The organism is Bartonella machadoae, assembly GCF_022559585.1.
GTDB lineage: Bacteria > Pseudomonadota > Alphaproteobacteria > Rhizobiales > Rhizobiaceae > Bartonella > Bartonella machadoae.
Map to the genome: position 1 here is coordinate 1,674,351 of NZ_CP087114.1, position 16,169 is coordinate 1,690,519.

13 protein-coding genes and 1 tRNA gene are annotated in these 16,169 nt (G+C 39.4%); 7 read left to right on the forward strand and 7 right to left on the reverse strand.

The window, feature by feature from the left end:
• Positions 1 to 282: 282 nt before the first annotated feature.
• A complete protein-coding gene (locus LNM86_RS08080) occupies positions 283 to 7,215 on the reverse strand; it encodes an autotransporter outer membrane beta-barrel domain-containing protein (protein WP_241437260.1) in 6,933 nt (2,310 codons plus the stop codon).
• 202 nt (positions 7,216 to 7,417) lie between these two features.
• On the opposite strand from LNM86_RS08080, the gene LNM86_RS08085 reads away from it, so the two are divergent.
• The 7 genes from LNM86_RS08085 (at position 7,418) to LNM86_RS08115 (ending at position 12,088) form a co-directional block, all read left to right on the forward strand.
• Positions 7,418 to 8,356 (forward strand): siderophore ABC transporter substrate-binding protein, encoded by a 939-nt coding sequence (locus LNM86_RS08085; RefSeq protein WP_241437261.1) that lies wholly within the window; start codon positions 7,418 to 7,420, stop codon positions 8,354 to 8,356.
• Between the two features lie 108 nt (positions 8,357 to 8,464).
• Positions 8,465 to 9,421 carry an ABC transporter permease gene (locus LNM86_RS08090; RefSeq protein WP_241437262.1) on the forward strand — a complete coding sequence of 319 codons (957 nt, stop codon included), beginning with the start codon at positions 8,465 to 8,467 and terminating at the stop codon, positions 9,419 to 9,421.
• The gene (locus LNM86_RS08095) at positions 9,414 to 10,364 is read left to right on the forward strand and encodes an iron chelate uptake ABC transporter family permease subunit (RefSeq protein WP_241437263.1); all 951 of its coding nucleotides are present in this window, start codon (positions 9,414 to 9,416) and stop codon (positions 10,362 to 10,364) included. The genes LNM86_RS08090 and LNM86_RS08095 overlap by 8 nt, the downstream gene beginning before the upstream one ends.
• On the forward strand, positions 10,361 to 11,119 hold the full coding sequence (locus tag LNM86_RS08100) for an iron ABC transporter ATP-binding protein (protein ID WP_241437264.1): 759 nt from the start codon (positions 10,361 to 10,363) through the stop codon (positions 11,117 to 11,119). Before LNM86_RS08095 ends, LNM86_RS08100 begins: the two co-directional genes overlap by 4 nt.
• An 85-nt stretch (positions 11,120 to 11,204) precedes the next feature.
• Positions 11,205 to 11,278, forward strand: a tRNA-Gln gene (locus LNM86_RS08105).
• Between the two features lie 210 nt (positions 11,279 to 11,488).
• Positions 11,489 to 11,770, forward strand: a complete 282-nt coding sequence (locus LNM86_RS08110; RefSeq protein ID WP_004865366.1) for a type II toxin-antitoxin system RelE/ParE family toxin — start codon at positions 11,489 to 11,491, stop codon at positions 11,768 to 11,770.
• An 18-nt stretch (positions 11,771 to 11,788) separates the two neighbouring features.
• Complete coding sequence (locus LNM86_RS08115) at positions 11,789 to 12,088, forward strand: HigA family addiction module antitoxin (RefSeq protein WP_241437265.1); 300 nt, start codon at positions 11,789 to 11,791, stop codon at positions 12,086 to 12,088.
• A 56-nt stretch (positions 12,089 to 12,144) separates the two neighbouring features.
• Here the strand turns inward: LNM86_RS08115 and LNM86_RS08120 are convergent, their stop codons facing one another.
• The 6 genes from LNM86_RS08120 to LNM86_RS08145 all read right to left on the reverse strand — a co-directional run bounded on the left by LNM86_RS08120 (position 12,145) and on the right by LNM86_RS08145 (position 16,087).
• Positions 12,145 to 13,185 carry a tyrosine-type recombinase/integrase gene (locus LNM86_RS08120; RefSeq protein ID WP_241437266.1) on the reverse strand — a complete coding sequence of 347 codons (1,041 nt, stop codon included), beginning with the start codon at positions 13,183 to 13,185 and terminating at the stop codon, positions 12,145 to 12,147.
• 2 nt (positions 13,186 to 13,187) lie between these two features.
• The gene (locus LNM86_RS08125; RefSeq protein ID WP_241437267.1) at positions 13,188 to 13,430 is read right to left on the reverse strand and encodes a hypothetical protein; all 243 of its coding nucleotides are present in this window, start codon (positions 13,428 to 13,430) and stop codon (positions 13,188 to 13,190) included.
• A 110-nt stretch (positions 13,431 to 13,540) separates the two neighbouring features.
• Positions 13,541 to 14,167 (reverse strand): lambda exonuclease family protein, encoded by a 627-nt coding sequence (locus LNM86_RS08130; RefSeq protein ID WP_241437268.1) that lies wholly within the window; start codon positions 14,165 to 14,167, stop codon positions 13,541 to 13,543.
• A gap of 1 nt (position 14,168) precedes the next feature.
• Positions 14,169 to 14,984 (reverse strand): recombinase RecT, encoded by an 816-nt coding sequence (locus tag LNM86_RS08135; protein ID WP_241437269.1) that lies wholly within the window; start codon positions 14,982 to 14,984, stop codon positions 14,169 to 14,171.
• A gap of 75 nt (positions 14,985 to 15,059) precedes the next feature.
• Positions 15,060 to 15,419 carry a hypothetical protein gene (locus LNM86_RS08140; protein ID WP_241437270.1) on the reverse strand — a complete coding sequence of 120 codons (360 nt, stop codon included), beginning with the start codon at positions 15,417 to 15,419 and terminating at the stop codon, positions 15,060 to 15,062.
• Positions 15,416 to 16,087 carry a hypothetical protein gene (locus tag LNM86_RS08145; RefSeq protein ID WP_241437271.1) on the reverse strand — a complete coding sequence of 224 codons (672 nt, stop codon included), beginning with the start codon at positions 16,085 to 16,087 and terminating at the stop codon, positions 15,416 to 15,418. The genes LNM86_RS08140 and LNM86_RS08145 overlap by 4 nt, the downstream gene beginning before the upstream one ends.
• Positions 16,088 to 16,169 lie beyond the last annotated feature (82 nt).

Sequence of the window (16,169 nt, forward strand, 5' to 3'; positions counted from 1 at the left end):
CATAAAATAGCATAATGAATAGGGTGAGATCAGATGGGGTATTGTGCACCAACACTGCGTTTTTCCATCATTTAAAAGCTTCTAAAAGCTTGTCATCACATCGTATTTTATCACCCAAAAATGTAGAAACGCATTTTAGTATAGACTAATCATGAGGTGCTTTCACACACAAAGCAAAAAACATATCATGATTTTTTTCGCTCATATCATAACCAAAATGCAGGAGAAAGAAAAAAGGCAGCACATTGTGCTGCCTTTATTAAGTGCGTATTGTACCTTATCCTAAAATTGATAGCGAACTCCTCCGGACAAACTCGCTCCAGAAAAACCAGCCTTATTAAGCTTATGTTGATACATAACATCGCCGTGTAATGCAAACTGCGCAGACAATTTAGCATTAAAGCCTAATCCAGCTTCTAGAGAAGAACCAAAAGAACCTAATTGGAAAGCATCTTTGAAATGGACAGATTTTTTGCCTCCAAAACCATGAGCAAGGTGAAGCTTACCATAGAAGGAAACAGCATTCATTCCTTCAGATCCTGTAGGCGTCTTAATCAAACGTCCGCCAATCCGTGCCACCCATTGATCAAGTTTCCCCATCTCAATGTCAAAGTTGTCAACATCACGGGTCTTATCAAACTGGAGATATTGATAAACAACCTGAACCTGCGGATCAACAACAAAACCTCTGTATCCTGTTGCAAACGTTTTACCACCAGTCAAGGAAGCACTTAAAGGACTACCCTTTAAGGTTGCTGTCTTTCCTCGCGCAAGGGTGAGAACATCTCCTTTGAACAAACCATAGGAAAGAAGACCATCCACATAGAAACCTACATCATGCTGCATGGTACCATATGCTGTAGCCGTCCATTTATCAAATGCACTTTTTTGACTTTGCTCAACATCGACAGGTTGTAGAGAAAGCTTTCCATAAGACCCCATAACCCCAAAGGATATAGCACTGTCAGCATTTTCAATTGTCTGCAACAAAACACCTGCTTCTAGACCATTGTAGGTAAGATCACCTTTGTAGCCATATTCAAGTGCAGATAAGTCTGAAGCATAACGGTAACTTCCACCATAGCCTCGCAAATATAGGGCAGGGTTTTCACGAACTTCTACCATTCCATTGGAAGTAGCCCGTAGCAACTCCAACTGTTTATTCTGATTGCTGACATCCATTAAACCAGCATGGAATACACTATTTGGTAAGAGCAGATAAGTCGGAACTTGCGGAACGACAGACCTTACAACTTGCTCAGGAAGCCCAAATCCAACCATAGGACTTAAAGACTTCACATACTGATTTTCTAGACGGAAATTCCAAAAATCTCCACCATCCTTCACAAATTTCTGCTGAACATGTTCCTGTTTTGAAGTCGCTTCTGGAGCATAAGCGCGCAGAGTATATTTGTAAGGTGAATTCCTCAACGCAACATAATCACTATTGAGTTGGAAAGAATCCTTTGCTGCCTTTCCATAGACCTGAATAAGTGAAACACTATGAGGAGTCTTCTTCCCTTCTTCTACACTACCGGAAACGCCTTGCACATGCACTGTCGTTTTGCCCTCAACATCACCATGAATTACAAGACGATCGGTTGCTTGACGATCAATTGGATCGTTGGGGTTTAAATGCGCATTGAGATGAATTGAAACATCACCCTGCGCTTTATAAACAACACCCTTACCTTCTCCGATACGAAGTGTCTGGTACTTCAACGTTTCAGTTTCCGAAGGCACAAACTCTATACGGCTATTGACAAGGCTTACAGAAGAAACACATGAATCCATGCACTCTGAATCTGGAACTCCACTCTTATGTGCACTGCTTTTCAGCAACCATTTTGATCCATTGGTCAAATCTAAGCGAGCATGAGAACCTTTATCAATGCGTGCCCCACCTGCAATCACAGAGTCATTGACTGAAAGCAATATATTAGAATTATTTTCAGCTTTTAATAGTAAATCACCAGAAAGAGTTGTTTTGTTTTCTAAGGAAACACGACCTCCAGAATTATTACCATAAATGGCTACACTCTTTAGTACTTCGAAATCAGTTTTTTTCAATGAAACCTCTCCCGTTATACCTCGAAGTGTTTTCTCTTGTGAAGAGGCGGCACTCCGCTTAACAATACCCCTCACTCCAGAACTCTCCACTGCCGCTCCTGAAACAGGTTTCTCTAAGTTCTTATTCTGATCTTGTTTTTCTACTCCTTTCCTTTCCGTTCCATCAAAATATATACCATAGGATTTATCACCTTCTACCTTAACAGTAGAAGATTCAATCTTAGCACGATTTATAGAAGGACGAACCTCTGAAGATCTTTTTCTTCTAGAAGTGCCCACCTCATCGGTGCCATAAGTATTCCTAACCCACAAAGCACTGGCGTCAGTAGTGACAGTCCCATTCGTAAAATCAACAGAACTATTACCATTCAACAGAAAAGCTGCACTCCCAAACTTCTCTGCAGAACCCTGCTTACCGCGCCCTTTTCTCGCAGTAATATTAACCTTCTCTAATTTAACACTGCCTCCAGACTCTGACCTAACAGCTACTCCCTTATCTAAGTTAATCGTTCCAGATCTCATGGTTATCTCACCAGCATTACTGGCCAGACCAGCGACAGCTAAATCACCCGTCACGTTAATATTCGTATTACTTAACTCAACAGCAGACCCAGAACCTACCAAAGCGCCAACATACTGAACATTGACAGTTCCATCATCCATCTTGACCTTTCCACCTCTTTGTGCCTCAAGCCCTATCAGAGAAGATTGCACAGTTGATTTTTTGTTCAGAACAACCGTTGCACCTTCCTCTGCAAGTACAGCACTCACAGCTCTTAATTTAGTAAGATCAATATTACTGCCATTTTTAGAAGAATGCCCACCACTAATAGCAGCTCCCTCTAACTCGATAACTGTATTCTGTCTTTGCGCATGCATAGAATGTTGTGTCTTATCACTCGCCTGCAGTGTAAGATTTTTCATTGTATGTGTCGTACCATCATTGCATAAATATGGAGATGTTTTCCCTATACTATTGTTCTCCGTATTACTACACTGAGAAGCTACAGCTCTAGTACTAGCATTGCTAACTCGTGCAACAGATACAGTAGAAGACTCACTAGATTTTCCAGAAGCCCCAGATTTTATGGAAGCAGAATTTCCTGTAGAAGCAACAGTCTTTGCAGTATCTATAGAATCTGTCCTTGCAGAACCTGTGGAGACAGAAGTCTCTGTAGAAACAGGTGCCTCTGTAGAGTTCGTAGAAACAGAACCTGTAGAGACAGAAAGCACTGTAGAAACAGGAGTCGCTATAGAATTCGTAGAAGCAGAACCTGTGGAGACAGAAGTCTCTGTAGAAACAGGAGTCGCTATAGAATCCGTAGAAACAGAACCTGTGGAGACAGGAGTCTCTGTAGAAACAACAGTCTTTGTAGAATCCGTAGAAGCAGAACCTGTGGAGACAGAAATCTCTGTAGGAACAGGTACCTCTGTAGAGTCCGTAGAAACAGCAGTCATTGCAGAATCTGTAGGAATAATACTCTCTGTAGAATCTGCAGTCTCTGGTATGGACATAGATGCAGATGAAATTATAGGTGCAGGTTCCTCAAATAGAGTAAGAGTATCTATGGATTCACTTGAAGTAGGAACTACATATGTAAGATCCTCAGAAGTGATAAGACCAGAAAGTGTCACGGATTCACCACCAGAAGGTATAGCGCCTGAAGGAGCTGGTATTATAGAAACATCACCTGTATCAGATCTCGTAAGTGTAGAAGATAAAACACGCTCTCTAGGTCCAGATCCATCAGAAGCAGCAGGAATGGTAGAAAGTGTAACGACTAAAGGAACAAACACTGTTGTCTCATATCCTTCAGTCTCATATTCTGCAGATGGTCCATATCCTTCATATAGCCCATATTCTCCAAATTGCTCTTCAGCCGGTTCAGATCTGGCAAGTGAATCACCTCGAGCAGTACCCCCAGAAGCAAAACCCTCAGAAGGCGTAGGAACCGGTGGCGTTACAACTTCACCACTCTCCTCATCTAAACTATCACCAGTCTCAGCACTAGAGGGACTTAAAACACTCTCAAGAGCAATAACTTGAAAATTACTGGCAGTAGTATATGCAGAATCACTAGACACAAAATATTGATTCTCTAGGCGAAAATCCCAAACACTAGTACCTTTCGCAGATAATGTACTATCAAAATACCGCATAGACGAAGACGCACTTGGACCATACGCACGAAGAATATACTGATAAGGTGACCCGTTTAGCGTAATATAATCACCATGTAGTGTAAAAGAATCCTTCTCTGCATTTCCAAAAACCTGAATAAGTGAAACACTGTAAGGTGTATTTTGTTGTTCACTAGATTCTGATAATGCAGCATCTGAAACAGGATTTACATACACCTTAGTTTTTCCAGAAATATCACCATCAATCAGCAGTCTATCAGAAACTTGAGCACTATTCGCATCTTTAGGCATCAAATTCACATTGAAAAAAATCTTCGAATCACCATGAGCGCTGTAAACCGTGCCATCTCCATTCCCAATACGAAGAGTTCGGTAATTAACACTCTTTACGCCTTCGCTTCCTCCAGTATTCTTACTTTCTAAGGAAGTAAAAAATCTAATATTACTATTTGAAAGACTGACCGAAGAAATACATGAATCCATACACTTCGGCTTTAAAACTTCGAAACCGTTATAGGCACTCTTTGTCACATACCACTCCGATCCTCCAGACAAAAAGAGCTTCGCCTGAGATTCGTCCTCAACACGCGTAGCACCTATAACTACAGAATCATCAACAACAACCGACAGATTTGCCTTTCTTTCAGTTTTCAGCAATAATCCACCCGAAACTGTGGAGTCATCTTTCACAACGACGTAACCGCCCAAATTGTCACCATAAATAGCTACACCTTCAGGGGTTCTGAGAGTAGAGTTTTTCAAAAGAACTGCATGCAATCTACTTTCAACACCTTTTTCTATTCTTTCTTCTTGGTTCTTATCTCCTTCTTCTTGGTTCATATCCAACTCTTTATCTTGTTCAAAATATGTAAATTGATCAAAATATATACCATAAGAACTACCATCAGCTTTAAGAATTGAATTTTGAATATCAGAAACCATTAAAGCGGAATTTTTAATCACTCCATTAGGATCTGAAGCATTTCCACTAGCAATGTTACGACTAATTTCTGGTTTAATCCCTACATTCACTATAGCGGATGCAACCTCTATATGTGCGGGCTCTATATGTGCGGAAAGAATATCATTCATATGATCACCATCATGAGCACTATCAAAAAAGTCATCCTGACTTAAAACACTACCAGTGACATCGATTTGCTGCCTCTCATTAATATTAACCTGCCGCCTATTACGACCAGAGTCATCACCCCCGTTGCTTTCTGATTCATCAACAACTCTGGATGACCCGTCTGAACTACCAGAAACATCAACTCTGAATTGATCAAGACCCAAAAGCCCAAGATAAGCATTCTCAAAGTTATCATTTACCCATAATACAACAGTATCTGAACCGTTAAGAGATCCATTTTTAAAGGAAACAATCCCTCCACGCGTTAATAAACCAACACTTCCATTCTTAAAATCAGAATCCACATAATCAGAATCCACATTTATAGATATAGCTTCAGAGACAGAATTTGCATCCCTAGGTTGTCTTTCTCTCGTAGACTGTTTTTTCTTAGCAATGTTAACAGAAACCCTGTTTAGGTGAACAATTCCCCCCTCTATAGACTTCACTCCTATCCCTCCTTCAGACACAGTGATTTTTCCAGAATGCATCCCTATAACAGATGGACCAGAACTTAACAGACCTATTTTACTAACATTAATATCTACATTCCTCAGATAAATCTCCCCATCATCTTTAGAGATAGCTCCTATATAGCCGCCTCTAATTCCTCCCCCTATCATATTGATCTCTCCAAAATTTTCAGCTCGAAGCCCAGCAAAAAAACCCTGAATCTGTGAATCTATTAAATCAACTGTCGCCCGATCTTTATAAGCACCATTTACAAACACACCCACATTATGATATTTTCGCTCATTTTGACTACCATTGGTATCTAGGAAAGCTAAATTAAAAACTTTTTGCATGTCCATTTCATTATCATGAAGGCTGGTTAACCCAACTGCATCCTCAATCGACACACCAACCAACTCAACAGTCACCAGATCTCCATTTACTGGTAACGATGCCTGTAAATCTTGGGATCCATTTTCTTGGCTTCCATCTCCATTATCACTACTATTATCTTCATCTTCACCATCCTCATTAACTCCACCCACATATACAGCCGCCCCGCCATCATCCGCCATAATAGTACTACCTGCTAGTGCAGTACCATCTGCTAGTGCATACATCCCACCTTGGAGACAAGGAATGGATTCATATATCAACCCATCACCATAATACAGCGCATCATAAAAGTTATAACTATCTATATCTGACAGTTCTGTCATCCCTGCTAAATTACCGTCCACTCCTTCTGCTACTGGCACTCCAGCTCCCCCTACACCCGGCACAGCTCCAGGCACTGCTCCTGGTATAGCTCCAGACACTCCTCCAGTACCTGACACTCCTCCTGCACCTGACACATCACTTACATTTGACCTATCACCTACACTTGGCACACCATTTACACCAACAACTTGTCTACCATTCGACGATATCAAACCACTCCGTCTAGTATCAGGAATAGCGAAAGTGTTATTCCCAAGAGAGCGACAAGCATTGATAAATCTTACAGAAGGAACAACTGGAAAACTCCCCTGACTTCCCCCACCTCCACTTTCAGATGACAATCTAAGCTGAGGTCCAGATTGTGATCCAAGTTCAGTTGACGATCCAGATGGCGTTCCAGATCCAGATGATGTTTGAGGTTGGGATGGTGCCTGAGACTGAAGTGAAGTCTGAGGTAAAGCTTGAGGTTGATCTATAAGAGATTGAGACTTTTGTGTTTGCTCTCCAGATGCTTTTTGAGATAGAGAACCTCTAGATTGGCCTCCTGTTCCAAAAGAAACTGTTCCAAAAGAAAACATGTTCTTTATTGAAGAAAAATCCAAACCCCAAGCAGCAGAAGCCTCCACACCTTGTAAAAAGAAGAAAACGCTTGTTGTGACAGCGCATAGACGCGTTCGGTTTTTAAAGACATTAATCATATGTTAAACTTTCCAAATATTGTTTGCAAAAGTACTAGAATTGAGCGAAAATAGTGAAATATCCAATTTGTAACATATGTAAAACCGTTTTACAACATAATGCAATAAATTAATTTATCGTTTTGTACATAAAAATGCCTCAGTTAAGCTTTTTAAGTAAGAAAACTCTTTAGTTTAGTGATTTTGAGAAAAGGAAAAAACAATGATAACCAAATATCCAAAATGGGCAGCAGCCATCTTGATTGCTGTAATGAGCTTTACAACACCTTCATGGGCGAATACAAGCGTTGATGCCAAGATCACCATCAATCATGTTTCAGGGACAACCTCTGTTCCTGTTTCTCCCCAGAAAGTTGTTGTATTTGATCTTGCAACGCTTGATAATATGAAACGCCTTGGCATTGAAGCCGTTGCGGGTGTGCCTGAAGGAAAGAAACCTGCGTATCTGCAGCAATTTGATGCAGCAAAATATGAAAAAATCGGCACCGTTTTTGAACCAGATTACGAAAAAATTGCCACTCTTCAACCCGGCTTGATTATTATTTCCTCGCGGACTCAAGCCAAATATAACAATTTATCCAAAATTGCTCCAACGATTGATCTAACCGTAAGGAATGAAACTTCTCTTGAAGATATTAAAAAGAATTTGTCTATTCTTGGAAAAATTTTTGCTAAAGAAAAGGAAGCAGAACAGGAAATTGCAAAGCTCGATGAAGCTTTAGCAAAGGTCCGTGAGAGTACCAAAGGAAAAGGTACGGGGCTTATTCTCATGACTTCTGGTGGAAAAATCAGTGCTTTGGGTCCAAAATCTCGTTTTGATATTTTCCACTCTTCATTTGGAATTACTCCTGCAACCGATAAATTGACTGTGCAAAAACATGGACAACTCATTTCGCCTGAGTTTATCCTTGAAACCAATCCTGATTGGTTATTGGTCATTGATCGAGATGCAGCAATCGGACGAGAAGGACAATCGGCAGAACAACTGCTCGATAATGAGCTTGTTAAACGCACAACAGCTGGCAAAAAAGGCCAAATTATTTACTTGGATTCTTGGAGCTGGTACAGAGCAAGTGGCGGACTAACTGGACTCAATGAAACAGCACAACAAATTTATGAAGCCTTTACAAAAGGCAAATAAATACGAAAATGACTTGCCAAAAATAACTTACTTGTCATAAAAATAAAATTTAAGAGCAAAGGCTCCTTATCAATAGCCTTTGCTCTCTTTGTTGGAAAATAATTTGACGTGAAAAATTACTGGATAGCCATTATAGTTCTTGTTCTACTGTCTGTTCTTAGTATTTTTGTTGGTTATTCAGATGTAACGCCTTCTGATTTGTTATCAAATGATCCACATGCTTGGCTTATTTTTTGGCAAACACGTCTTCCCCGTACAATTGCGGTACTTTTAGTAGGCGCAGCCCTTGCCCTTTCAGGTATGATTATGCAGCTTCTTGCACGCAATCGCTTTGTCGAGCCATCGACCGCTGGAACTGTTGAATCCGCGTCTCTTGGCATTCTTTTTGTCATGATTTTTCATCCTGACATCCCTGTGCTTGAGAAAATGATTGTCGCTACAATTTTTGCCATGATTGGTACGCTACTTTTTATGTTTTTATTGCGGCAAATTCCTTTGAAATCCGCTCTTATTGTACCCCTCACAGGAATTATGCTGGGGTATGTTATTGGTTCCTTAACCAACGCTATTGCTGACCATGAAATGCTTCTTCCTTCTCTTCAAGCTTATTTATTTGGCAGCTTTGCAATGATTCTTGAGGGAAAATATGAAATTTTATGGTTCTCTCTTCCTCTCTGCATTCTTGCTTATGTCGCCGCAGACCGCTTTACAGTCGCTGGTCTGGGAGAAGATTTAACCAACAATCTGGGACTGAATTATCGTACGGTCATGTTTTTTGGTCTTTTTATTGTCGCATCGATCACCGCCGTTATCGTCTGTACAGTCGGTCGAATTCCCTTCGTTGGACTGATTATTCCAAATGTTGTTTCGAATTTCATGGGGGACAATATGCGCTATACGGCTCCTTGGGTTGCAATCAGTGGTGCAGGATTGGTTTTGATCTGCGATCTCCTAGGGCGGATTATTCATCCTTCTCTTGAAATTCCCATCAGCACCATGATGGGAATTATCGGTAGCTTTATTTTTATTATATTGCTTTTACGCTGGAGAAAGCATCTTGGATAAAAAGAAGGTAACAACACTCATCCTCACGACGCTTATCGTAATCGCGTGTAGCGTAGTCATTCTTTATATGACATGGAATGTCAACATTTATACATGGACATTTCGTCTTACAAAACTTGTCTCTCTTGTTATTATTGCATATGCAATCACTGTTTCTACTGTTTTATTTCAAACAGTTGTTAACAATCGCCTTCTGACACCTTCTATTATGGGGTTTGATCAACTTTATATTTTAATCAAAACTACCATAATGTATTTTTTAGGCTCTCTTTCTTTGCCTTTTTTAAATGAAGAAGGGCAGCTAATGTTTGAAGCTGTTATTCTCATTGTTTTTTCGATAAGCCTTTTTCGCTGGCTTTTTTCAGACAACATAAAAAGTCTTCATTTAACCCTCTTGATTGGTGTTATTTTAGGAGGCTTTTTTTTCAGTTTACGGATGTTCATGCAATTACAGTTAAATCCGGACCAAATGATGAATTTAACTGACATTATGTTTGCAAATTTCAATAAATTCAACACATCCTTGATAGGCTTTACCACAATCATTGTCTTCATTGTAAGTCTGATTGGATGGCGTTCGCGTCATCTACTTGATATTCTTGCTTTGGGACGCGAAAATGCAATTAATCTTGGCGTTAATTATCATAAAAGCGCTACAGCACTTCTGATATTAGTTTCTATTCTTGTCTCCATTTCCACAGCACTCGTAGGCCCTGTTACCTTTTTTGGACTGTTAGTTGCCAACCTTTCTTATGAACTTTCTCCTCAAGCAAAACATAGCATCGTTGTGCCAATTGCAATATTATTGGCTATAATTTGTCTTGTTGGGGGACAGTTTGTTTTAGAACAAGTTTTCAATATGGCTGGGCGTTTGAGTTTTATTATTGAATTTTGTGGTGGAACTGTCTTCTTAACATTACTGATGAAGGGAAAACTAAAATGATTGAAATCAATCATCTTTCCAAAGCTTATGGAGCGAGGTTGATTATCGATGATTTATGCCTTCGTCTTCCCAAAGGAGGAATTATTTCTCTCATTGGTCCCAATGGTTCTGGTAAATCAACTCTTTTGATGCTGATAAGACGTCTTTTGCCGCACCATAAAGGGTCGATTCATATTGATGGCCTCGATATTGATAAAATGCCACACGATATGTTAGCGCAAAAACTCTCAATCTTGCGTCAAGATAATCCTTTATCCTTTCGTTTAACCGTCTATGATTTAGTAAGTTTCGGACGCTATCCTTATTCAAAAGGTTGGTATAACAATGAAGATAAACAATTTGTTGACAGTGCCCTTCGATATCTTGGTTTACAAGATCTAAAAGACTGCTTTATAGATGAACTTTCTGGTGGGCAACGTCAACGCGCTTTTATAGCAATGGTCATTTGTCAAGATACTGATTATCTTCTGTTAGATGAACCATTGAACAATTTAGATATGAAACATTCCGTTTCCATGATGAAACAGTTGCGCCGCACAGCCGATGAACTCAACAAAACCATTCTTATCGTTATGCATGATATTAATTTTGCATCATCTTATTCAGATATGATCGTTGCGCTTAAAAATGGGAAAGCGGCTTATTGTGGAACACCAAAAGAAATCATACAGCCAGAAATTCTTAAAGATATTTATGATATGAATATTAAGATTGAAACAATTGACGATATACCCATTGCCCTTTATTATCGGTAAACTCCTCTCTTCTCAATAATCATAAAGGTCCTTTTTGCCCTTGCCTACACTATAAAATCTGTTAAAAGTAGCGCTATTCATCTGCTGGGGAATAGTTTAATGGTAGAACAGCGGACTCTGACTCCGTCAATCTTGGTTCGAATCCAAGTTCCCCAGCCAATATTTAATCAAATCAATAGGTTGCATAAAAGTTCGGGAGTTTTAATTCCGTTGATTCTTTTAACTTATTTTCCACCTATCCCTAACTTTTTATAGCTTATACTCAATCATTTTATCTGGCATTTTATCTGGATAACTGGATTTGCTAGCAGGGTACTTGACTATTATTGTTGTTAATCGTATAGTGATAGTATACGATAAGGGGTGGTAATGGCAATTGTGAGCTTCAAACATAAGGGCTTAAAATTATTTTATACAACAGGTTCTACAAAAGCTATTCAATCAGATCACGTGAAAAAATTACGCGTTATCTTGACGGCTTTAACGAGTGCTACGACGCCTGAAATGTTGAAAGCGCCTGCCTTTAAAATGCATCCTCTTAAAGGTGAACTTACAGGATACTATTCTATATGGGTGAATGGAAATTGGCGTGTTACTTTTCGATTTATAGGAACAGATGTGGAGCTTGTTGATTATCAAGATTACCATTGATGAAAGGAACTAAAACAAATGATGCATAACCCCGCACATCCGGGCGAAGTTCTAAAAGTAGCTTTCTTAGAAGAAATGGGGATAACAATACAAAAGTTAGCTGATCATCTCCATATGACAAGAGCTTCTCTATCAAGAGTGATTAACGGACATGCCTCTATGAGTACCGAACTTGCAGTAAAATTAGAATTAGCTGGTTTTAGTAAAGCAAAATTTTGGTTGGATATGCAAACGAATTATAATTTATGGCAAACAATGCAACAGACACAACCACCTATTTCTCCTCTGGTTTCTGAGGCACCTCAAATGTCGCATTAATTTCAGTCATAATTTTGACGGGGCTTTGGTTTGTTTTTTAGCAGCCACTCATTGTTCTAACTTTTTTGAAGTTTTTTGATTGCTTCTATTGCAAGTCGTTTTCTGTCGGCTGTTTTGGTATAGAGGGATGCCATGTTATCTTCTGTCCAGCCAAAAAGCGCTTTCATTTGCGAAACTGTCGCACCTGCATTTGCTGCACGTGTTGCTGCTAATTTTCGCAATCCATGGGCTGATTTTTTTATTCCTGCTACATTACAAGCTTTACGAAACAGGTTACCAAAACTTTCTTTTGTCAGTTTTTTACCTTCTTTACCGCAAATAAATGTTTCATCTCCAATAGGTCCAATTTTAAGTGTTTCTGCGAGTTCTGGCAAAATCGGGAGAAAAACATCTGTTTTAAATTGGCTCTTTTCTGTTTTTAAATGAATAATATTATCTGTTGTGATATCTTTCCAGCCGATACGAACGGCATCACCACGACGTAAACCTGTATATAAAAGGACGTCAATCCATACACGTTCATGCGTTCCTAATTTCCAGTGATGATAGTATTGCTCAATATCTTCTTCTAACCATGGTGCAAAACCTTCGGAGTTAAAAGATTTTGGTGGTTTTATATTAAAAGCAGGATTTCTATTTAAAAGAACGTTATCAACCGCCCAATTGAAAAGACCATTTAAAGCCGTTAAGAAATGCCTAGCCGCGGCTGGGGTCTCTCGTCTTCTGTCTACGGCATCAAGGATATGTTGTTTTTCTATACTTTTATAAGCACGGTCCCCAATATGTTTAGAAATATTGTTCAGGATTCGATATTTAACTTTTTTGGTCGATTCCGATTGATTATGCCATTGCATGCTTTGTAAATATTGATGCAACAACCAATCAAAAGAGCCTTCTGTGAGTCTCGTGCGCTTCATAGTTTTTGAAGAGCCGCTTTGTGCTTGTTTAATAGCAACTGTATAATTGTCAACAAACTCTTGTGTTCCGTAGGTTCCTTCAATGCGAAACCGTGGTCCGTGACCAATACGAACATACCATATGATTTTCCCATGGCGCGTTCGTTCACGAACAAGATGTGGTGGACGACGTTTTGGCATGGCTAAAACTTTATATCGTCGACAGGGCGACAAATTTTCTTAGTACTAGCTTCTTCATTTTCAAGCGGAGGAAAATTATCAATGCTATAAGCATTATCCATGTTTGTTGGAGATGTGATTTTATTGATATGAATAAGTACTTCACCGGTAGGTTTGATTTCTACGACCTCTGCTCCTTGTTTTTTGGCTTCTCTTAAAGCACGTGCAATAGCAGGTTGTGTTATAGTAGGTGGACGGTGTCCCATGTTTATTCCCCTTAATTTAGGTACAATTTGCCTATGGTGTGAATCACGCATTTCTTGAAAGTTGTTGTGAGAGGGCGGGGGTGCTGGGAGGAGAGAGCACCCCCATAGGGTTAAGCAGCTTTTGTCAAGATCTGCTCCATATCTTGCTCTATTTCTGCTAAAAAGACCTCGACTGCTTTAGTAAGCTGTTCAATTTGTTCATCATCACGGTGGACACGTTTGACTTTCATACGCAAGTGAGATGATTGATGCATGCGAAAGCGTGGGTCATAGCTTACAAAATCACACCATTGGCGCCCTGTACAAGCCATTTGGAATTGCATTTGTGCGAGATATTCAGGTTTGATTTCTTCATCAATACAAAAGCGCATATGGGTTGCCGAACGTGGGCATTTGATTTCGATTAACCCATCTTCTCCAATAAGCCCATCAGGACTAGCCCCCGCCATTTTTATTGTAGGATGAGGTATAAAGCCGCATTTTATGATATTGGCATCATAAATGAAGCCATATTCTTGCAAGGCATCATCCTCATGTTCAATGCCCCATCTCATATCTTCAGTTTCATAATGAGGGCTTATCTCACCAGTTAGACGCTCTGTAATCAGTTTGATTTTGTAATCTTCATATTTGCTTGTTGGCAATCCTTTAGCTGTTTTACTGAGGATGTTGTACACATTAGAAGCGGTGACTTTTCCTAACCTTGCTTGAAACCATTGTGCTGATCTTTGTTCCATATCACACCGCCGCTGTTTGTTCTTGGTTGGTTTGTGCATATTCGATATCTTGGATGTGAATATATTCTGCATCTTGTATAGGAACGTCGTTTTGTTGTTGAGATGGTAATTTCTGCGTTTCAATGATTTGTAAGTTCTGTTTTTTCTTCAAACCGTTTAAAACTGTTTGTGCTTGTTCTTCAGACATATCGGCAAGACTGTTTGCTTTTATAAAAGAGAGCACTTTTTTTTCTTCTGTTAGAGTTTGTTCCATTAATTGCCTGATTTGCATAAGCATCTCATGAGATACGGAAGGAGCTTGTATGGTGTTATTCATACGAGCAGCTTCATCTTCTTCATAAATGCCTGAAAAACCGAAAGCATAGCGAGCACATTGTATAGTGGCTTTATGGCGCAACATACGTGCTGGGTATTTTTGCCAAGTGTCTGTCTTTTGTTTGCATTCTGCTAGATATTCAGTGACCTCGATAGGGTCTTTAATGTCTTTGAGACGAATAGCACATTTGATAGCAATGAGATTACCATCTTTATCAAGTTGATCTTGAAAGGTCATACCATCAAATTTTGGATTAGATTTAATGATCTTAATCCATCCATCGATAGAGACCACGGGAATAATGCCACCACCTCTTTTAGGGAGAGCGTATATTTCTTTTGTAAGTGGATTAAGTCCATAAGTGTTAGCAACAGAAATAAAGGCAGCGAATTCCTCATCAGTAAAATTATGACTGATACAAGTTTTGATGATGGTTTTTCTAAATTCATCATGAGAGAAACCGTATTTATTTGCCATTGTTGTTAAGGGGGAGTTATTCATATTGAAATCCTTGATTAGTGCGTAATTCACCCGTTGCGTGAATCACGCTTTTGTTAAAATGGTTGTTGTTTGTTGCTAAATTTTTATGTCTTGAGGAATTCTCGTGTTTCCGCAAATGAGAGCCAATCTACAAACCTGAGCATTTCTAAAAATCTTGACTGCGTCATAAATGCAAGCACTACCATAAACTTTAGCATTGCCATAAACATAGGTATCGCCGCTAACATCGGCATCACCATAAATCTGAGCATCACCATAAACCTTAGCATCGCCTCCAACCCAACAATTATCTTCGTGACTGAGGTTTTTTTTCCTTTCTATCCAACCGCCTAAATCTCCTTTTTTTACATCACCAAAGTCTTGCAATGCACGGATACGGCGAAGAGTTCTACTAGAAACCTCTATTGTTTCACCTGTAAATTCGTATTTTTTCATATGGTTTTTTCTCCAGTTGAAATGGACTGATTGCCGCCAATACATGCGTTCCAACAAACACATGCATCTCCATAAATCTTTCCAAGAGCGTAAACCTCTGCCCTACCCTTAACTTTTGCATTTTCATAAACTTCTGCATTATTATAGACACGTGCTTTCTCATAAACCTTGGCTTGACCGTAAACACGTGCTTTGCCATAAATCTTAGCTTGGTCGTGAACGCGTGCTTTGTTGTAAACTTGTGCATAACCATAAATATGAGACTTGCCACAAACTACCGCATTACCGAAAACTTGTGCATTATCGCAAACCATAGCATTATCAAAGACTTCTGCTTTTCCGTAAACTTTTGCTTTATTTAAAATACATGCTTCAGATTCAACACAAGCATTTCCAAAAACATGTGCATTGTCACTAATATATGCTCTGTCTGCAATGCGTGCTTTTTCAAATACTCTTGCATTACCGCAAACTTTAGCACTATGAGAAACACAAGCATTGTCCCCAACCCAACAATCCCCCTCATGGCTTAAATTGCCTTCATGCTCTATAAAACCGCCTAAATCACCAGCTTTAATATCACCAAAATTTTTCAATGCACGAATACGGCGAACCTTACGCCTATAAACTATATCGATTTCATCAGTAAATTCGTATTTCTTTTCCATGGTTTATTTCCTCCATTAGCGTGCAACTCACCTGTTGCGTGAATCACGCTTGTATTAAAATGATTGTTGTTAGAAGGCTGTG